The sequence below is a fragment of the Trichocoleus sp. DQ-A2 genome, assembly GCF_039961915.1.
GTDB lineage: Bacteria > Cyanobacteriota > Cyanobacteriia > Cyanobacteriales > FACHB-T130 > FACHB-T130.
Genome location: NZ_JAMPKD010000044.1, coordinates 1 through 18,694 on the forward strand (window position 1 = coordinate 1; position 18,694 = coordinate 18,694).

Annotated in this window: 16 protein-coding genes and 1 pseudogene; 6 read left to right on the forward strand and 11 right to left on the reverse strand. The window is 46.6% G+C overall.

Features of this window, described 5'->3' with window-relative positions; all coding sequences use genetic code 11:
* A pseudogene (locus tag NC997_RS26445) lies at nucleotides 1-97 on the forward strand (IS5/IS1182 family transposase); the annotation flags it as partial.
* Between the two features lie 204 nt (nucleotides 98-301).
* Nucleotides 302-1,360, forward strand: coding sequence for an alpha/beta fold hydrolase (locus tag NC997_RS26450; RefSeq protein WP_190526640.1), 1,059 nt, complete (start codon nucleotides 302-304; stop codon nucleotides 1,358-1,360).
* 57 nt (nucleotides 1,361-1,417) lie between these two features.
* Here NC997_RS26450 and NC997_RS26455 read toward each other — a convergent pair whose 3' ends face one another.
* The 4 genes from NC997_RS26455 to NC997_RS26470 form a co-directional block, all read right to left on the reverse strand.
* Complete coding sequence (locus NC997_RS26455; protein WP_190526619.1) at nucleotides 1,418-2,776, reverse strand: PrsW family glutamic-type intramembrane protease; 1,359 nt, start codon at nucleotides 2,774-2,776, stop codon at nucleotides 1,418-1,420.
* A 215-nt stretch (nucleotides 2,777-2,991) separates the two neighbouring features.
* Nucleotides 2,992-3,186 (reverse strand): hypothetical protein, encoded by a 195-nt coding sequence (locus NC997_RS26460; protein ID WP_190410931.1) that lies wholly within the window; start codon nucleotides 3,184-3,186, stop codon nucleotides 2,992-2,994.
* A 17-nt stretch (nucleotides 3,187-3,203) separates the two neighbouring features.
* Nucleotides 3,204-3,767, reverse strand: a complete 564-nt coding sequence (gene def / locus NC997_RS26465; protein ID WP_190410870.1) for a peptide deformylase — start codon at nucleotides 3,765-3,767, stop codon at nucleotides 3,204-3,206.
* Between the two features lie 125 nt (nucleotides 3,768-3,892).
* Complete coding sequence (locus tag NC997_RS26470; RefSeq protein ID WP_190526621.1) at nucleotides 3,893-4,768, reverse strand: GNAT family N-acetyltransferase; 876 nt, start codon at nucleotides 4,766-4,768, stop codon at nucleotides 3,893-3,895.
* A 180-nt stretch (nucleotides 4,769-4,948) separates the two neighbouring features.
* Here NC997_RS26470 and NC997_RS26475 point away from each other — a divergent pair, with 180 nt between their 5' ends.
* Complete coding sequence (locus NC997_RS26475; protein ID WP_190526623.1) at nucleotides 4,949-5,851, forward strand: permease-like cell division protein FtsX; 903 nt, start codon at nucleotides 4,949-4,951, stop codon at nucleotides 5,849-5,851.
* 46 nt (nucleotides 5,852-5,897) lie between these two features.
* Nucleotides 5,898-6,716, forward strand: coding sequence for a DUF3598 family protein (locus tag NC997_RS26480; protein ID WP_190526625.1), 819 nt, complete (start codon nucleotides 5,898-5,900; stop codon nucleotides 6,714-6,716).
* A gap of 92 nt (nucleotides 6,717-6,808) precedes the next feature.
* On the opposite strand, the gene NC997_RS26485 is transcribed toward NC997_RS26480, so the two are convergent.
* The 5 genes from NC997_RS26485 to NC997_RS26505 all read right to left on the reverse strand — a co-directional run bounded on the left by NC997_RS26485 (nucleotide 6,809) and on the right by NC997_RS26505 (nucleotide 14,534).
* Nucleotides 6,809-8,779 (reverse strand): hypothetical protein, encoded by a 1,971-nt coding sequence (locus NC997_RS26485; RefSeq protein ID WP_190526626.1) that lies wholly within the window; start codon nucleotides 8,777-8,779, stop codon nucleotides 6,809-6,811.
* Between the two features lie 122 nt (nucleotides 8,780-8,901).
* Entirely contained in the window at nucleotides 8,902-9,315 is a 414-nt protein-coding gene (locus NC997_RS26490) for an HNH endonuclease (protein ID WP_190526628.1), read from the reverse strand.
* 3 nt (nucleotides 9,316-9,318) lie between these two features.
* On the reverse strand, nucleotides 9,319-9,855 hold the full coding sequence (locus tag NC997_RS26495) for a DUF3578 domain-containing protein (RefSeq protein WP_190526630.1): 537 nt from the start codon (nucleotides 9,853-9,855) through the stop codon (nucleotides 9,319-9,321).
* A 40-nt stretch (nucleotides 9,856-9,895) separates the two neighbouring features.
* Complete coding sequence (locus NC997_RS26500) at nucleotides 9,896-10,471, reverse strand: Uma2 family endonuclease (protein ID WP_190526632.1); 576 nt, start codon at nucleotides 10,469-10,471, stop codon at nucleotides 9,896-9,898.
* An 85-nt stretch (nucleotides 10,472-10,556) separates the two neighbouring features.
* Nucleotides 10,557-14,534 (reverse strand): magnesium chelatase subunit H, encoded by a 3,978-nt coding sequence (locus NC997_RS26505; protein ID WP_190526634.1) that lies wholly within the window; start codon nucleotides 14,532-14,534, stop codon nucleotides 10,557-10,559.
* 280 nt (nucleotides 14,535-14,814) lie between these two features.
* On the opposite strand from NC997_RS26505, the gene NC997_RS26510 reads away from it, so the two are divergent.
* On the forward strand, nucleotides 14,815-16,104 hold the full coding sequence (locus NC997_RS26510; protein WP_190526636.1) for a lipid-A-disaccharide synthase: 1,290 nt from the start codon (nucleotides 14,815-14,817) through the stop codon (nucleotides 16,102-16,104).
* Between the two features lie 3 nt (nucleotides 16,105-16,107).
* Here the strand turns inward: NC997_RS26510 and NC997_RS26515 are convergent, their stop codons facing one another.
* Nucleotides 16,108-16,482, reverse strand: coding sequence for a hypothetical protein (locus NC997_RS26515; RefSeq protein ID WP_190410880.1), 375 nt, complete (start codon nucleotides 16,480-16,482; stop codon nucleotides 16,108-16,110).
* A 355-nt stretch (nucleotides 16,483-16,837) separates the two neighbouring features.
* On the opposite strand from NC997_RS26515, the gene NC997_RS26520 reads away from it, so the two are divergent.
* Nucleotides 16,838-17,473, forward strand: coding sequence for a M23 family metallopeptidase (locus NC997_RS26520; RefSeq protein WP_347275884.1), 636 nt, complete (start codon nucleotides 16,838-16,840; stop codon nucleotides 17,471-17,473).
* 276 nt (nucleotides 17,474-17,749) lie between these two features.
* On the opposite strand, the gene NC997_RS26525 is transcribed toward NC997_RS26520, so the two are convergent.
* Nucleotides 17,750-18,694: AAA family ATPase (locus NC997_RS26525; RefSeq protein WP_190526638.1), on the reverse strand; the 945-nt coding region annotated here is incomplete at its 5' end.

An 18,694-nucleotide genomic window follows, 5' to 3' on the forward strand; every position in this document is an offset into this window, starting at 1 on the left:
CTTTTCGGGACGCTATCGCAATCGTAGAAAGCGGTTTGGCTTACGCTTCAACTTGATTGCGGGACTGTTGAACTACGAACTGGCACATACTCACTGATTCATGCAGGAGGTCTATTCTATAATTGAGGGCTTTCTCGTTCTTCGGGGTTACAAGATAGAAGTGTAAAGGCGCATATCTTGATACCTCTAGAATGATTACTTTTCACTATCTCAATTAGGCTGTAGGCACCCAGCATTACTTTGTTAAGCTGTATTAAGTAATGCTCAGCTCATGCTCAGAACTCCACAGATGCGCTTGTTGATGCCGAATTTGTCCTATACACCGCCTTGGTTGCTGAGAAATGGTCTGTCAATGACCTTATATACTGCTTTGCGGGCAGGGCGCGAATGGGAGAAGATGACTGTAGATCCGGAGCCAAGTTACCAGGAGACAACTTTTACAGGTGCCGGAGACGTGCCGATTTATGGATGGGTTGCTATCCCCGATCGCCCTCACGGTACGATTGTGGGGACTTATGGCATTACCGGCGATTTGGAGAATCAATGGTTTCTGAGACTGTTGGGGCGCAAGGCATTTGCACAAGGTTATGCAGTAGTGCTATTTGATTGGCGTGCCCACGGGAAAACCGCTCAGTTGTCTCCGACCTTGACTTCTGATGGCTTGTACGAGGGAGAAGATTTTGTCTGCATTGCTGCCCAAGCTAAGGCGATGGGTTGTCCTGCACCGTTCTGGTTCACGGGTTACTCGTTGGGAGGGCAACTGGCGCTATGGGCGGTGAAAGCGTCACAGGAGTTGTTAAGCGGGAAAAGTCAGGAACTAGGGTTGCAGGAAAGGGAGATTGGCGGGGCTGCGGTGATTTGTCCTAGCCTGGATTCTAACCGTTCCCTATCCTATTTGGTGAAACACCCGTTGGGTAAGTATTTAGAACAAGCGATCGCGCGAGAATTGAAAAGACTGGCTTGGCGCGTTCATCATGCTCATCCTGAAGCCATCGATCCCGCAGCGATTGAGCAGGCTAACAGCATTTGGGGCTTTGATAATGAATTGGTAATCGGGCGATTGGGCTTTCCATCCGTCGAAGCGTATTATGACGCTAGTAGTGCCCTACACCTGTTACCTCACCTGAAAAAACCGACTCTAATTCTGTACGCCGCTGACGATCCGATGTTTGACCCTTCAATTGTGCCTGAGTTGCAAGCGGCTAGCGATCGCAATCCTGACATTACTTTAGTACTGACGCAATATGGCGGTCATGTTGGGTACATCAGTAGTCAGGAATGTCAGCGTCAAACCGGAGATCCCGATCCTTGGTGGGCGTGGAATCGAATTTTAGAATGGTGCAAGGAAATTAAAAATTAAAAATGCAAAATGTAAGACTTGCCATTATACATTCTTAATTTTTAATTGCACTACTAACTATGGCGGGGCAGTAAAACGGGTGGCAAAATTTGAATTTCGCGTTGGAGATAAAGCCCGCGCTTTGAGAATTGCTGCGGTCAAAAAGGCATAGGAAATGATTCCCACCACCGCCAACAACAAGCCGCTGACAGCGCCTGTAGCGTTCCACAACGCATGGAGTCCTGATGCTGTCAGATAACCAATCAGCAAAATTGTCCAGCGCTTCTTGGGTTTTAGGGCACTCAGCCCAATGAAATAGCCTAGATAGCCGCTGTAAGCCATGTGTCCTGCCACCGATCCTAAAATTCGGGGAATCAGGAGTTGCAATCCCACCAATTCTCCAGCACCTTCTCCAGCTTGTAGTGTCACATTTTGGATAATCTGGGGGATGTATTGACCCAGTGTTTCCAACAGGGTGAAGCCAACTGCTGAGGCGGTTCCCAGCAGGATTCCATCCAGGGGTTCCCAGACGCCAATGCGATCGCGCAAGGGAGAGCGAAATCCTCGCCCAATTAAATACAATCCCAGCACTGGCAACGCCTTGAGCAACTCCTCCATTAATCCTGCCCCGAAAAACATTCGGATCAACAAACCGGGAAAGTCGATCAAACTCACCTGTTCCGAACCTCGGAGTACTGCTTCTACGTCTCCGGGCAAAACACGGCGAAAAACATAGATGAAAGCCAGCAAGACAGGACTCACCAAAATCAAGGCGGTTGTGACCGCTGAACCCAGGAGTACCCACCAAGGCTTATGCTTGCCGCAAAGTTGGTAGACAAAGTAATAAGCTGCCCAAGCCAGATAAGCTGCCAGTAACAGATTGAATACCACTGACTCACCGACAGCGGCAAACATCAAGACCACAAATCCGACTGTGACCATCCCCGGTACTAGATAAGCTTTTTTCGTTAAATCTCGTCCGGTGGAAAAAATCGGAAATAACTGGGTAAATGTCACTCCTTCCGGCTGGGATGGCTGCGCTGGTGCGAATGGCTGAGACGACAGTTGAGTTCTGATTGAGGGAGTTTGAAACTCAAAAATAAACTCTGTGCCGTTTTGTCCCAACTCAATGCGATCGCCTGCGTGCAACATTTGACATCCCTGTAAGCGTCTCCCGTTCACGTAGGTACCATTGGCACTGTTGAGGTCGCAAATTTGCCAACTGGATGCTACTCCCGACTGAGTAAGGGGACGGATTGCCGCATGACGCCTGGATACAACACCATGTTGGTTAGAATCCAACACAATTTGACAACTGGGTTCGCGCCCAATCACGACCTCCCGATCGAGCGGAAGCAAGTATGGGGGCAGCGGCGTACCAGCAGCACCAGTAGAAAGCAGCCGGAGAAACCCACTTGTGTAGCTCTGGCCTGTCATTTTAGTAGATTGCGAGAAAGCGATTAGCGATAGCTTAGCAATTAGTGGGGAGTTGTAGAGGCTGGGATTGACCCCCTCTGTCCGGCTAAAAGCTAACAACTCAGCACATCATTACAAAAAAACCTATCAGAAGAAACCCGATTTCTTCAAGAAATCGGGTCTCAAGCTTTGGTAGGTGATTTTTGTTGATTTCTATCACCCTGATTCAATGCTATTTATTGGTGAGAGTTGGCTTCCCGAACTGCGGCATAGAACAGAAATCCTACGAGAGGAATACTGGCAGCCAGGATGATCCCTGTAGGCAAGTTGCCCAAGTCGGGGTTTCCAGAAGCGAGTTCAAAAATGGAGCCAACGGCAGCGATCGCTGCTACGCAAGAACCGAGCAAAAATACACCACTTTTCGGGGTCATCATGGGCGGTGATATCCTTAAGCTACTGGCTTGACAGCTTGAGCAGAGAAGCCATGCTTTTTCAGCTCCTCATTCAAAGCGATCGCATTTTCCACCCGATCCACAAACAGCACGCCATTGAGGTGATCCATCTCGTGCTGAATGGCACGGGAGAGTAGCCCAGTCGCCTTCATGGTGCGGGGGCGGCCCTGTTCGTCTTTAAAAGCCACTTCCACCATTTCCGGGCGCTTCACGTCGATATAAACGCCAGGAATAGAAAGACAGCCTTCTTGAAACATACACAAGTCGCGCCCGAATTTCTTGATAGTCGGGTTAATCAACACTAAAGGCTGATTAGCAGCGTTATCCGGTTCGGTGTCAATGACAATCAGCTGTTTTTGCACTGCCACTTGAGGCGCTGCCAAACCGATGCCATCTGCGCTGTACATGGTTTGCAGCATCTCCCGAATCAGCTGCCGGATTTCCTGGTCTACCTTGGCAATACGTTTAGCTGGCTGACGCAGGACGCGATCGCCCATATAGTGAATTTCTAATGGCGGTTTTTCTAACTTTTTCTTTTCGACGGCAACTTCAGTCGTCATAGCATTCTGGCTCGCAGATACAGCTTATATGTTCAATGGGTGGAGTTTTTTTATCTTAACAGTTCTCAGTTGTTGGCTCCCTTACTATTTAACTCACTTACTCTCTTCCCCAACACCTACTTTCATCAACAACGCGCCGAACGCGGTAGCATAAATTTTTCTCCCTCTGCCGCAAATTTCCCCTTCACCATTAGCACTGTCTCATCAAATGCGTGGGGAAACGCCCTGATATCTCCTGCATCCAAAAGTTCAGGGCTAAAGTATATCGTGATGTCTTCAATGGTTTGGGGTATTCTGTCGATAATTTCTTTCAATGGGTATATCTGCGTTGCCACGATATCAAAAAGGTGGAGTTGAGTCTCTTTTATCTCCATGCAAGCGATTAAATCCAAATCTTCTGCATAGTATATAGGGCGACTTCCTTCATTGAAGCAAAATACGGCTTTCTCTTTCACAACTCCAACAATATTAGAAACAGGTGTCCGAGTTTCTAATAGTCTGTGTAACAATTTCAAATCTTTGTCATTATCAAAATTCAGTATTCTAAAACCATCCCTGCTACTCCGAGAATCCCATCTAACTTTAAACACGTATTCTTCTAATTTACGAAAACCGAAAGGCGTATAAAACTCTGGGTTCGGTGTTGTCAATACCAGCGTCTCGTAGCGTTTATCGCAATATTCTAGCGCCTCTTCCATCACTTCGCGGTAGTAGCCGCGCCTGCGAAATTCCGTCCTCGTGCATACTCCATGTACTCCCCCCACCGTCACCATTTGTCCCATAATTTGCATAGGAATTTCTAACACTCCTATATGGGTAATAGCTATGTCCTCATGGAAGCGAATAAAAGGAGTCGAAGCCTCTTCCCAAGATGCACCTAATTTTCTCCCGCATTCTGCCAATTCCCCTATTCCAGAAAATACGATTTCAACCAAGCCAAACAACTTATTACTTAAACTGGAGTCAGTAGAGAATGAGCGTTTAAAACGATACTGATTCATAACTTAAGCATAATTATCAACACTTTATACTACAAATACTACAACACCTTAGACTTTCAAGGCAAGTGGGAGCAGTTTGGGAGAGTAGAATCTAATGCAGCTCTAATAATCTATTCTTCAAAGAATCGAACGCCCATGCTATAAACTCTCTGATGATGGCTGTGGTTGAAGAGGAAATTCGTGTTTAAATTTCTGAGCAAACTAGACTACCTGCTGCGCGAAACCCTCCTGGGATTGCGGCGTGGAGGTTGGATGAATTGGGCGGCAATCAGTACCGTTACTGTTTTGCTGTTTTTATTCGGCATGAGTTTACAGGCATCTTGGCAGCTTGAGCGTTTGCTGACTCAATTCGGCAGCCAGTTGGAAGTATCTGTATATTTAGATCCCGGAGCGCGGGTGGAACTTGTTGCCCCAATCGTGGGAAAAATGCCAGAAGTGGTCGATGTAAAAACTATTTCCAAAGAGCAAGCTTGGGAATCCTTGGTCAAAGAGCTGGGAATGTCAGAGATTGATGGTGCCACCCAGCAACTCGAAGGAAATCCTCTGGTGGATGAGCTGAAAGTCAAGGCGCGGACTTCTGAGGCAGTACCTGTCTTGGCGCAGAAGCTGGGGAAAGTGCCAGGGGTAGATGACGTGCAGTATGTCGATGAGGCGGTACAACGGCTGGCTCAGCTCAATAAAGGTTTGAGCTATGTCAGTCTTACGATCACTACTGTCCTAACGATGACCGCAGTTGCAGTAATTACCACAACGATTCGCCTGATTGTGATGGCCCGACGGCGTGAGATCGAGATTATGCAACTGGTGGGAGCAACGACCGCTTGGATTTATCTACCGTTTATATTACAAGGCATTAGCTTTGGTTTAGTTGGGGCAGCGATCGCTTGGATTCTGATTAGCACTATCCAGCGTACTTTGAGCAATTTGTTATCAGCCCAACCCGATTTTATTCAATTTCTGGCGAACGGACTGCAATTAAGTCCTCTACAAGTTTTAATGTTGCCGCTGATTTTGCTTTGTTTAGGCGGTTCAGTCGGCTTAATGGGAAGTTTGTTTGCTGTCCGCCGCTTTGCTTTGCGATAGTTGGCAGTTAAAACTCAAAAATCAAAACTAAAAATTAAAAATTTTTATGGCATCACAATGGGAACGTTTGCTGCAAAATTTAGGGGAATGGCAAGGTTCATTTACCCGCCTCTCACCTACGGGAGAATTACTGGAAGATACTCCTACCGTTGTTTCCCTAGAAGGTCTAGACAATAACCAAACGATTCGCCAAATCATCCGCCGCTTACCACCCGGTCAACTCCCAGACGAGAAAGTTCTCGAATATAGTTCTTTAGGAAAAAGCGTTCTATTTTTTGAAAATGGAGCTTTTTCCCAAGGTTCGATTCAACTCGCTCCTTTTTCCGAATTTGGAGCTGAACTCGGCTTAATTGACGGCAACCGGCGTCTGCGCCTAGTGCAGATATTTAATCGAGACGGTCAATTAGATAAAATTACTTTAATTCGAGAGAAGCTAGCTGATTCAGACGTTCCGGAGCGACCACATCTAACCCTAGACCAACTGATAGGAGAATGGCAGGGAGAAGCAGTAACAATCTATCCAGATTATCGCTCACCCGATACTTATTCCACTACACTCAAAGTTGATTATGAAGAGAGTGGTAACGTAATTCAGCAATTGAGCTTTGGCGATCGTACTTTTACCTCAACTGCAAGAATGAACGGTAACATTCTCCGCTTTGAGCAAGGTTCCCTACCCGTTCAAGTGTTGTTCTTACCGGATGGTGCTTCTTCCAATTGTCCCCTGCAAGTAAAAACGGGTCAATCTTTTGTTCTAGAAGTAGGTTGGTTATTGAAGCCTGATTTGCGTCAGCGAATGATTCGCCGCTATAGCGATAAAGGGGAATGGATTAGCCTTACCCTAGTTACAGAGCGTAAAGTGTGACAAACAAAGTTAATCGCACAGAAGCACAGAAAAATTTTTAACTTTGCGAACCTTTGCGTGAACCTTCGCGTACCTTTGAGTTTAAAAAATAATTAAAAACTCACCTTCCCATCCTTTGAAACAGTCTCTTCAAACACTGAACCACCCGCTTCAACACGAAGTTTTCCTGTTTTCCAGCCAAGAGAAATGGGGCTATTCCCTTCAGGCGACTTGTAGAGTTCAAAATTTTCAAACCAGTTATGCTGGACGCCGTTCCGGATAAGAATTGGTAGCTCGTTCTTAGAATTATGTGTGATTTTGAGAGTATCGCCAGTTGTTCCTTTGAGCTGCACGGTGCCCGTTGCTATTAAGCTTAAATCTAGCTGAGTCTTAGTCTTTACAGCTTTTTTAAAATTCTCATAACTACCCGTCGTTTTTGCTTCGCCTACTTCTAGAGCAAAGCCAGCATATTGATTGTCTGTCGTGGTTACTTTTAATATCTTTTCATCTTGATAAAGCTGCGCCGCTTTCTTATCTTGAACTTTAACTTCAGTAGTAGAAGAATTAAGATTAATTGGATGAATGGCTAACCAAGTTTTTTCTAATTTAATAAACCAAAGCTTGTCTTCTATTTCTAATTTCGCTGTTTTAGGTAGCTGAAAGAAAAAGGATTTATCAGAAGCAGGTCGTAGCCAAAGCGCCAAGTTGCGGTATTGTCCTATTTGATCGCCTAGATCTTTCCCGGACTTCATTCTGTCGTCGCCCGTGTTAACGACAAAATAATCAACCCCTCGCTTAGAATCTTCAGCCATCAATTTGAAAGGGCCAACATCACCATCGCTAAACTCACCGGCTATACTACCCATCTGATAAGTGTTGCCAAAAAATGTAGTTTCCCAATAACCCGGTCGGTCTTCTCCTCCAGGTTTCCAATTTTCATAAACTGGTTTTGTAGCGAGTAATTCAATCGGCTTCTTAAACTGCTTACGAGCTAATGCAACAACTGCGAGTGGAGGACGATAAGCACTAGTAATGACGTGAATTGAATCGTGTTCTGGTTTAGGATTAGCCAGCGAATTATCCCCAAAATATAGCCAGAGCAAACGAGCGGCAGATGAACCATACACGACATTACTTTTGCCATAATCTCGTTTAGTAGGCCCTCCAAAACCGCCGTGATAATACTTCACTGCTCCAGCAGCGCAAAGCCAATCAAGAGCAGCTTTACCAAGTTGTTTGACTTCCGGATCTTTCGCAAAATCGTAGAGATTCAGATATGCAGCTAGGGTATGACCGTGGTAATTTTCTGAATCCCACTCGCCCATCCCGATGTGATAAAGTGCCCAGACATATCGCTTAATTTTCTTTTTGTATAACTGGCGCACCTCTTCATTACCCGTTTCTTCCGCCATTAGATAAACCGATATCTCGCGCATCGCTCTAAGATTATCGGTATTGCGCCCGTCTACCCAGCTACCACGCACCTTTGGCCCCCAACCATCACCGCCACGACCTCTCCCATAAATCGGGTGGGGACGACCATTGGGATCTTTCTCCGTCCATTTTTTTGCCCCGTCAAACATCCGTTGTTTGTAGGCAGAATCTAGAAATTTACCGAAGAAGAAATATTTTCTAATTTGACCTTTGAGAGTAAAAGAATAGTAATAGTCAATACCGTCAGTGTGGGCGTTATCTTTGGCTTGTTTGTCTTCCTTTTCTAAAAAAGCGATCGCTTTCTCTCGGTTCCCAGCTAAAAAGTCAAACATGGCGAGGGGATAAGTTTGCTTTTCGTTTTCCCCGCTGTTGTTGTTGTATTTTTTACCCGTGTAGTAGCGAATAACCTCATTCGCTCTTTGCTGAAACTCTTTTTCCAGTTCAGGCGTCCACTGGTTCTGAAACTTTGCATCGACGGGTAGCGACTGAATCTTAACTAAGCCATTTGCATCTTTGCTAATTGATGGAGAAGCGTTTGAACTGGGTGTATTTGCCCTGGATAAGGGAGTGGTTTTGGCGTTGCAAGCCAATATTGTTACAGCCAGTACGGATGCTATCGCCGTATGACGAAAAATAAAAAACCGTTTCATCAGCAACAGAGGTAATTAAGCTGCTCCGATTTTGGCATGAGAAAGAGAAGCGATCGCGCTTTGGGCAAGATAAACGCGATCGCGCTTTGGGCAAGATGGATGCGATCGCTTAATAGTCTTCTTTATGTTCTGATTATTGCTTTGAACTCTTCTAAACTTGGGGTAGGTTTTATTCGGTGAATCATGCGGTGACAGTTAGAGCATAAAACAGTAAAATCTTTTGATGGATCTAGCTGAACTTTAGTTTTTTCTAAACTTGAAATTGGAACAATATGATGAGCCTCTATATAGTTTCTTCCAATTTCTCCGTAACGATTTTCAAAATCGAATCCGCAAGCCTTGCATATATATCCATGTATTTCTTTTGCTTTCTTACACAGAGCTTGATTTCTCTCTACTCTTCGATGAATCCTATACTTTGTTAAGTCTTCCAGCCAAACTTCTTCAGAATAGGAATCACTTCCCGGAGCCTCAGAAGGTTGATTTTCAATTAATTCTTCATAGATATTAATAAATTTCAATAAATCTTCAAGCATTTTTTAAGATGATGGTAACGCATCTCTAGAATAATAAGTAGCTAAAATATTACCTGCTTCGTAAGCTTGTCCTAATCGTCTAGCAGTGGTTTCTTTAGGAATTGCTTCAAGCTTAAGGTCAATTTTCTCATAAATATTTATATCAATTTTCGTCAAAATCATCCTTCTAAATATCTTGGCTTGATTTCGCAAAACTTCTTTTGAACGTCCGAGTCCGTAAATTTTTTTCTGAGATGCTGTACCTTGAATAAGTGATAGGTAGACACCAGAAAAATCAGCACGAAAAAGGTAGACAACGAAAAAACCAAACCTTACACTTTCTGTGACGAGCTTGTTGAAAATAGCAATCCAAGGGATATTTGCCCATGAGCCGTTTCCTGGGGATGCTTCGATGCTATAAATATCTGGAAGCTTTAGATAAGTATCTAACCAAACTAGTACATTATTTCTCAGATAACTAGCAAATAAATGCTTTTTGAAATTTTCTTTACTAACGATTGGGTACTCCGATAAAACTCTCTCAATTATGTTTTCTAGCATTCGTACTAATTCCTCAGATAGATTTCATTTATGCTAGTTGTTACCAGATTGGTTCAAGATTGAGTACGAATCCAGGGAGAACATTTTCTCCGGATAAAGTAGTAGGAGATTGCAGCACTTCTACTTCTTGACCTTGGCGATAAATTTCTACTTGTTCGGATTTGCGGTTAATTAACAAACCTAAAACAGTGCCATTGTCTCGATATTCTTTCATTTTCTCTTGAGCGACTTTCAAACTATCACTCGGTGAAAGTAAATCAACTACAAAATCAGGACAAATGGGGGGGGATTTCTCTCTCTGCTGCTGAGTTAGCGCATCCCATCGTTCCAGTTTCACCCAAGCAGCATCAGGAGAACGATCCGCACCATTGGGGAGTTTGAAACCTGTTGAGGAATCGAAAACTTTACCCAATCTATTTTGCTCGTTCCAAATCCAAAGTTGAGCAGTTAGTCCGGCGTTGCGATTTCCTGTTTCTCCCCCGGCGGGTGACATGATGATTAATTCTCCCGTAGCAGTGCGCTCAAACCTTAGATTTTCATTTACTTGACAAAGCTGAAAAAATTGCTCATCTGTCAGCTTAATAATCGGGTTGAAGTTGACGGTTAGGGCAGTCATACCGACATTAGGGTTTAGATTTTGGATGATTTAACTCCTGTAGAGACGCAATTAATTGCGTCTCTACATGGGTTTCAGTTACCGACTATTCTATTCCTTCAATCCGGTCTTCGACCTCCTGATACAATTCGCGTAGCATCTCTAAGTTGCTTTCACTGGTTTCCCAGTAACCGCGACCATTGACTTCAAGTAAGGTTGCGACAACTTTGCGGAAAGAGTGAGGATTGAGGTTCATTAACCGCTTCCGCATCTCTTCATCTTGGATAAACGTGGTATTTGTATCCTCGTAAATCCAGTTATCGACAGCACCAGCGGTTGCAGACCAACCCATCGTATTTACTAAGCGCTTCGAGAGTTCGCGGACACCTTCGTACCCGTGACTTAGCATCCCTTCGTACCACTTGGGATTTAGTAGTTTGGTACGGGCATCTAAGCGGACGGTTTCTGATAGCGTGCGGACTTGGGCGTTGGCAGTGGTAGTGTCAGCAATGTAGGATGCTGGGGTTTTGCCATCGCCGCGCAGAGTGGCGACAACCTTGGTGGGGTCGGAGTCAAAGTAGTGGGAAACATCCGTGAGGCTAATCTCGGAAGAGTCGAGATTTTGGAACGTCACTTCAGCTGTTTTCAGCGTTGCTTCAAAAATCTGACGCGACTGTTCCATTGTGCCTGGACTATCGGAAGTGAAGGCGAAGGATTTGCGGCTGAGGTACATATCTTGTAACTCAGATTCGCTTTCCCAAGTGCTGTTTTCTACTGCCAGGTTGATATTAGAAGAATAAGAACCGGAAGCGTTGGAGAAAACGCGAGTTGCCGCTTGACGCAGGTTGATGCCCATTTCCTCCGCCTGTAGTAAGGCGTGTTTGCGGACAAAGTTCATCGATAGGGGTTCGTCGGCTTCTGCTGCCATCTTCACGGCTTGGTCGAGTAGGTTCATCTGGTTGATGAACAAGTCGCGGAAGACACCAGAACAGTTGATGACGACATCAACGCGGGGGCGACCGAGTTCAGCCAGGGGAATCAGTTCCAGTTTGTTGACTCGTCCCAAAGCATCTGGCACGGGTTTAACGCCGACCATCCACATAATTTGGGCGAGAGATTCACCGTAGGTTTTGATGTTGTCGGTTCCCCAGAGGACGCAGGCAATGGTTTCGGGATAGGCACCTGTTTCCGCCCGTTGCCGTTCTAGCAGTCGGTCTACAACGACTTTGGCGGATTTGACTGCGGCTGCGGTGGGGATAGATTGGGGGTCGAGGGCGTGGATGTTTTTGCCTGTAGGCAGGACATCAGGGTTGCGGATGGGGTCGCCACCGGGACCGGGGATGATGTATTCCCCTTCTAAGCCTTTGAGTAAGGCACCCAGTTCGTTGTCGGCACAAACTTGCTGAAGGCAGAATTCCAAATACTCAAATAGAGGCTTAATCGCTTCTGGGTCAACTTTCGCATAGCCTGCTTTATGCAGGGACTCGATCCAAGGTTCCTTCTTGCCCATGTTGAAGAAGTTGAGCTTAGAAACGAGGGAAACGCGACCATCGGCGTCAGTTTGTTCTTTGACGAGGGCGGAAACAGCGGCACGAGTGGCAAGGGTTATGTCTTGCAACAGTTGGACATCTTCTAAGATGCCTTTGTCGTTGTTCTTATAGATGTCGTCAATGTCGCGTCCGATGCTGTTGGCGATGATGCGGGGAAGACTAAGAATTTCTTCTTCGTTGCGGTCGAGAGAGGCGATATTGACCAAGGTCGCGATCGCTTCTTCTGCACTCGGCGGTTTTCCAACGACGTGCAAACCACAAGGCAATAGCCGCGACTCAATTTCCATCAGTCGTCGGTACACCAAACCAACTAGGGTATCCCGTTCCTCGGCAGTCATCTCTTTGGCGTCTTTCTCTGGCAAGGCGATATCTTTATCTAGATTCACCATGCGAGATTTATCCACAATTGTGTTAACAATCTGGATACCCCGTCCCGTATCTTTGAGGGTTTGGTAAGAACCGATTAACTCGCTCAATTCTTGCAAACCCTTGTAGAGTCCAGCATTTTCTGCCGGGGGAGTTAAGTAGGAGATGGTTTCCGCGTAGCTGCGGCGCTTGGCAATGGTAGCTTCGCTGGGGTTATTCGCCGCGTAGTAGTAAAGATTGGGAGTATTCCCAATCAAGTTATCGGGGTAACATTCGTTAGACATCCCCATCTGCTTACCAGGCATGAATTCCAGCGATCCATGCGTACCGAAATGCAGCACGGCGTCGGCTTTCCAAATTCGCTCTAAATAGGTGTAATAAGCGGCAAAACCGTGATGGGGGCTGGCAGAACGGGAGAATAGCAACCGCATCGGATCGCCTTCGTAGCCAAAGGTCGGCTGGACGCCGATAAAGACGTTGCCGAAGTGTTTGCCGAAGATTAATAAATTCTGCCCGTCACTGTTGAGATGTCCAGGCGGTTTGCCCCAGTTTTCTTCTAGCCGCTGAGAGTAAGGCGTTAAGTCTTCATACTCTGGCACTGACATCCGATAGGCGATATTCAGTTCCGGAGTGCTGTACTGTGCTTGGGCATCGTGGATGACTTCTTGCATCAACGCCATCGCTGACTCTGGAAGTTCTGGGAGGTCGTAGCCGTTCTGCTTGAGGGCTTTCATCACCTCGTAGATGGAACCAAATACATCCAGATAAGCAGCTGTCCCGACGTTACCTTTGTCCGGTGGGAAGCTAAAGACGGTGATAGCAACTTTCTTTTGGAGTTTTGGCTTGCGGCGCAGGTTTGCCCATTTTAAGGCGCGTTGAGCGATCGCTTCTATGCGATCTTGAAGGGCGATCGCTTTCCCAGTGGCTCCATCCCTTCCGGAAAGGATAATCGGCTCAATCGCTCCATCTAGTTCGGGGATGGCAATTTGCAATGCCACTTGCACCGGATGCAGCCCTAAATCGCTATTTTCCCACTCTTCTGTTGTTTGAAATACCAGCGGCAGTGCCACCATGTAGGGGCGATTCAGGCGTTTGAGCGTGTCAATTGCTTTGGGATGATCTTGTCTAGCAGGACCACCGACCAGGGCAAATCCGGTCAGGGATACCACCGTATCCACGATTGTCTGGTTGCCTTGGAGGAAGAAAGCCTCAACTGGCTTAGAAAAATCTAAACCGGAAGCAAAGACGGGAATTACCCGTGCGCCCATTGCTTCGAGTTCCTGCACCATCGCCACATAATGGGCATCGTCGCCTGTGACGAGGTGAGTGCGTTGCAGCACTAAGCCCACACAGGGAGCCAGGGGATCTTTGAGATCGGCAGAAATATCGTTGCGGCTGTTGTACCAGTTGAAATATTCTTTGACATCCTCAAACATCTGGGGTGCCAAGGGGTGCCAGATCCCCATATCAACATAGGTGACGGGGTCTTTGTATTGGAAAGACGAGCCACGGCGCGTCTCTACACCCTTGAGAACGTATCTATCCGCCAGCATCAGCAGAAAGTTCTCTAGGTTTTCTGAGGAACCGCCTAGCCAATATTGGAAGCTGAGCATGAAGTTCCGAGCATCCTGCGCTTTGTCCATTGGCAGGTATTTCAGAACTTTGGGCAAAGTTTGCAGCAGCTTCAGCATCCCATCCTGGAAGCCGCTACCGGATTTTTCTTTGCGCTTCCGCATGAATTGGGCGATCGCACTCTTGGATTGCCCCAGTTGCGCCATCGAGAAGCTGCCCATTTTGTTCAGGCGCATCACTTGCGGCATCGATGGAAAGACAACAGCGACATCAAGCGCGTCGCGGTGGGGTTCTACTGCCGCAACAACTTTATCGGCTAAGTCTTCAATAAAAATCAGGGAAGCGATAAAGATATTGGCACCCGCAACGTCTCGCTTAAAACCCTCGTAGTTTTCCGGGTCGCGCAATTCTTCAAGCAGATAGCCGCTAATTTCGATGGCTAAGCCGGGATGGTTCTCGTTAATTGAGCGAACCGCTCCTGAGAGGGCACTCTGGTACTGCGGCTCTAGCACGACATAGACCACCTTGAGTAGCGATCGCCCCCGTAGGTTGTCTGGGGCAATGTGGCGAATGGTGGACTTGACGTGAGTGAACATTCGCGTAGGCTCCAAATGATAACGTGTTCTCTTATTTAGGAAGGCAGAATTAAAGATACAGAAGTCTGAGGCGATCGCTCATCTTTCTGAATTCTGGGTTCTGATGATTGATTGGCTTATGAAGTGTTTTTACCAAAAAATGCTTACCCAGTGCGGGGTTTGGGCATTATCTGACACAATTCGATAAAAACTTTGCAACAATTTTTTATATTTATTGACAAATATGAAAGTGCATACTCATTTTTTTGCAAATAAGTATTAAGTTTTGGAGAGGCGTGGAATGCCAATATCGGACATCTTGATTCTTTCAAATGGCCCTGGGGAGTTAGCGACCTGGGTTCGTCCTGTGGTAAAAGCTTTACGGGAACAACTAGGGGATGACCGTTCGGCAGTGCGGATCTCGGTCGTTCTGTCTCCTTGTCCCAACGCGAGTGGCAAAGAAGCAGAAATTGCCCAGTCTTACCCGGAAGTAGACCGAGTACAGGGGGCAGAGAAGTTTTGGGAGTTCTTACTGTGGGGAAAGACGGCGGAAAACTGGGATTGGCGCGATCGCGGTGTGGTTCTGTTTCTTGGTGGAGATCAAATCTTTCCCGTCGTCATTGGCAAACGCTTGGGTTATCGCACAGTGATTTATGCGGAGTGGGACGCCCGTTGGCACAGTTTGATTGACCGATTTGGCGTCATGAAACCGGAACTCGTCGCCCGCGTTCCCCAGAAATATGCTCATAAGTTTTCGGTTGTCGGGGATTTAATGGCAGAAGCGGCAGAATTAAACACTAAAAATGAAAAATTAGAAATTTCCGAGGCAATCTATCCGGGCGAAACGATTGGGTTATTGCCTGGGTCGAAACCAGCAAAACTTGCTCAAGGAGTGCCTTTGTGCTTGGCGATCGCAGAATGCATCTATGCTAAACGTCCCCAAACTCGCTTTGTGATCCCCGTCGCGCCGACTTTGGATCTAAAAACTTTAGCTCGATTCGCCGATCCTAGGCAAAATCCAGTGATTGAGTTAGTCAAAGGCGCAACAGCAGAACTCATAACTCCCGATCCGCCAGAACTTCCGTATTTAAAAACAGCAGCGGGAGTGCGAGTAGAACTGTGGACGCGATCGCCAGCTTATGACTTACTATCTCAATGTTCTCTGTGTTTTACGACCGTAGGAGCCAATACTGCTGAACTCGCTGCTTTAGCCGTCCCGATGATTGTCTTATTGCCAACTCAACAACTGGACGCCATGCGAAGCTGGGATGGGTTGCCGGGATTACTTGCTAATTTGCCAGTTCTCGGTTCTAGTTTTGCCAAAGCGATCAACTGGATTATCATGCAAAAAGTCATGGAACAAGGGCGTTTATATGCTTGGCCTAATATTTGGGCAAAAACCCAGATAGTTCCAGAATTACTCGGTAAACTCCAAGCGGCAGAAGTTGCAGAATTTTCTTTGGACTATTTAAATCATCCTGAAAAATTGCAGGAAATGCGCGATCGCCTCCGCAGCATTCGAGGTGAAGCGGGTGCTGCCCAAAAACTGGCAAAGCTAGTTTGTGAGGAGTTAGAAAGACAAAATGCTTAATTTTTAAGCACTACGACGCCCTAGTTCGTAGATCCCGCAACCGACACAAGCCAGCATTCCCATACTGATTGCCCAGCTGCGCCCTAAGCCAAGTTCTACTCCGTAGTTGCAAACCGCGCCAATCAGGAAAAAAGGCACAATGCTGAAAATAGAAGCATAGAAGGCATTTTGAGCTTCTCTACCCTTGCGAGTTCTGTCAAATTCTTCTTGTGAAGTGTAGAGCGATCGCTCAGCGAAGTTAAACCAGCGATTAATTTGCTCCATAACCCATTCGCTGACCGGAGAGCAACCGAGATATAAAGCCAGCGACCATAGACCTGCACCCGCGATCGCGGTCGCATTCAGCTCGAATCTAAACGGTAGAATTTCAATCAGCATGGGTTTTACAACACTATAGTAGTTACTCTTCAGGGATTTTAACAAAAGTCAAGAATCCGTGAATATAGGTTGTTCCTCACTACCGGAAAAAGTTGTGAGGTGCCGACAATTTCCACCCAGAGACAGACCCCAGCTAAAGGCTTGACTGTCAAACTTGACACGGCAGCAATCTAAAGTAACATCTTTCGGTTAATTGGCTGCGTAGATAAGCACCACAGTTCTCGGTTATCGATCTTAATTTGGGCAAACGAAGAGTAAAGCAATGCAGCAAGGGTCCGTACCACAAAACCTTCAAAACCGCTTTCTCCATCCAAGACGATTTCTATTTTTATTAGGGCTGCCTTTAGCGTGGTTAATGCCAGCAGTAGAATTACAGCCAAAATCAGTTGAGGCATTGGAAGTTAGAGCAAGTTCGGCATTAACTGGCAATAGTTGGCAAGGGGCATCTTTCCCAGTTGAAAATTTTCAAGGCTATACTTCTGCATTTGGCTACCGTCGCTCTCCTTCTGGTTCTGGGGGTTTGGAATTCCATCGGGGTTTAGACATTGCTGCACCTGAAGGAAGTTACATTCGTAACTGGTGGGCAGGAAAAGTCGTGAAAGTCTCACAAGATAGACTTTGTGGCACCTCAATTACTGTGGAGTCCGGTGCGTGGCGGCACGTCTACTGTCACATGAAAGGAAGCGTGGAAACCGCCAATGGCGGTCGTTATTTCATCGATCGCAGCGGGGGTCTTGTAGTTTGGGAAGGGCAACAAGTGCCAGCAGGTGCCCGGATTGGTCGGGTAGGGATGACTGGGCGCACTACTGGCCCTCATCTCCACTGGGGATTAAAGTATGGCGATAACTATGTAGATCCGGCTCAGGTTCTTAAAGCAATGTATGCTCAACAACCCGGTAATGTTCGGCAAGTTGGGCAACGTTTGCTTCAACCGTCTAGAAGTCAGACATCGTGGTGGAAACGTCAGGGACAACGAACGATTGATTATTGATCGACGTGACAACATTTTCTTAGGCTCAATCCTTCTTACCTAAGACAAAAGCAATTCAAGGACTGGGTGCAATACATCAGTAGGGACATGGCAATGCCATGTCCCTACTTGTTAGAAACCGTAATATATTGCACTCAACTGAGAAACGTTATACAGGAACCCCCCAAAGATTGGCAGGTTCAAACCTTAGTAATAAAAGAACCCGTTTTTTTCAAGAAAACGAGTTCTTTTATAGAAGTGTTCTGTTTAAAGAACAAGCACTTTTAATTAAGGTAATTAAGGAAGTGCTACCTCTTTCTTAGGCACTTGGGCGCGTTCAGTTACAATTTGACGAAAGCGATCGCCCTCAATCGTTTCTTGGTCTAACAAAAGATCTACCAGATAGTCTACTAAGACTCGGTTTTCCAAAATCAGCCGACAAGCTTCCTTATAACAATGCTCAACAATTGTTCTGACTTGAGTATCAATGCGAGTCGCAATTTCCTCAGAATACTCGCTACGGCTCCCCCAATCGCGCCCTAAGAATACCTCCCCATTCGGAGTTTCCAACGACAGCGGCCCCAAATCGGACATTCCAAAGCGCGTGACCATCTGCCGCGCCAGCGATGTCACTTTCTCTAAGTCATTCCAGGCACCCGTTGTCACTTCATCGTCGCCAAAAATGACTTCTTCCGCCGCGCGTCCGCCTAAGATTCCAGTAATTCGAGCCAGCAGCTGCGATCGCGAAAACAAACCCTGCTCTTCACCCGGAGTATACCAGGTCAGTCCTCGTGCTTGACCCCGTGGTACAAGGGTGACTTTCTGCACCGCATCGTGACCGGGTAACAGAGTGCCGATCACAGCATGACCGATTTCGTGATAGGCAATTAATCGCTTGTTCTTGCTATCCACCAGCGGCGTGCCTTCCATCCCCGCTACCACCCGGTCAACGGCGTCGTTGATTTCTAGCTCTGTAATCGCGTCTTTCCGCCGTCTGGCAGTCAAAATGGCAGCTTCGTTGAGCAGGTTCGCTAAGTCAGCACCTGTAAAGCCTGGAGTTCGACGAGCAATGTTTTCCAGCGAGACTTCGGGGGCAATTTTCTTATTCCGCGCATGAACTTCCAGAACCGCAAGGCGTCCCTTCAGATCCGGTGCATCCACCATCACTTGTCGGTCAAAACGTCCCGGACGCAACAGCGCCGAATCCAGAACATCGGGACGGTTGGTTGCGGCAATAATAAT

What these genes read in the sequence shown, in the direction of transcription:
- NC997_RS26450 (WP_190526640.1), top strand. Translation starts at nt 302, where the DNA reads ATGCCGAATTTGTCCTATACACCGCCTTGGTTGCTGAGAAATGGTCTG.
- NC997_RS26455 (WP_190526619.1), bottom strand. Translation starts at nt 2,776, where the DNA reads ATGACAGGCCAGAGCTACACAAGTGGGTTTCTCCGGCTGCTTTCTACT.
- NC997_RS26460 (WP_190410931.1), bottom strand. Translation starts at nt 3,186, where the DNA reads ATGACCCCGAAAAGTGGTGTATTTTTGCTCGGTTCTTGCGTAGCAGCG.
- def (WP_190410870.1), bottom strand. Translation starts at nt 3,767, where the DNA reads ATGACGACTGAAGTTGCCGTCGAAAAGAAAAAGTTAGAAAAACCGCCA.
- NC997_RS26470 (WP_190526621.1), bottom strand. Translation starts at nt 4,768, where the DNA reads ATGAATCAGTATCGTTTTAAACGCTCATTCTCTACTGACTCCAGTTTA.
- NC997_RS26480 (WP_190526625.1), top strand. Translation starts at nt 5,898, where the DNA reads ATGGCATCACAATGGGAACGTTTGCTGCAAAATTTAGGGGAATGGCAA.
- NC997_RS26485 (WP_190526626.1), bottom strand. Translation starts at nt 8,779, where the DNA reads ATGAAACGGTTTTTTATTTTTCGTCATACGGCGATAGCATCCGTACTG.
- NC997_RS26490 (WP_190526628.1), bottom strand. Translation starts at nt 9,315, where the DNA reads ATGCTTGAAGATTTATTGAAATTTATTAATATCTATGAAGAATTAATT.
- NC997_RS26495 (WP_190526630.1), bottom strand. Translation starts at nt 9,855, where the DNA reads ATGCTAGAAAACATAATTGAGAGAGTTTTATCGGAGTACCCAATCGTT.
- NC997_RS26500 (WP_190526632.1), bottom strand. Translation starts at nt 10,471, where the DNA reads ATGACTGCCCTAACCGTCAACTTCAACCCGATTATTAAGCTGACAGAT.
- NC997_RS26505 (WP_190526634.1), bottom strand. Translation starts at nt 14,534, where the DNA reads ATGTTCACTCACGTCAAGTCCACCATTCGCCACATTGCCCCAGACAAC.
- NC997_RS26510 (WP_190526636.1), top strand. Translation starts at nt 14,815, where the DNA reads ATGCCAATATCGGACATCTTGATTCTTTCAAATGGCCCTGGGGAGTTA.
- NC997_RS26515 (WP_190410880.1), bottom strand. Translation starts at nt 16,482, where the DNA reads ATGCTGATTGAAATTCTACCGTTTAGATTCGAGCTGAATGCGACCGCG.
- NC997_RS26520 (WP_347275884.1), top strand. Translation starts at nt 16,838, where the DNA reads ATGCCAGCAGTAGAATTACAGCCAAAATCAGTTGAGGCATTGGAAGTT.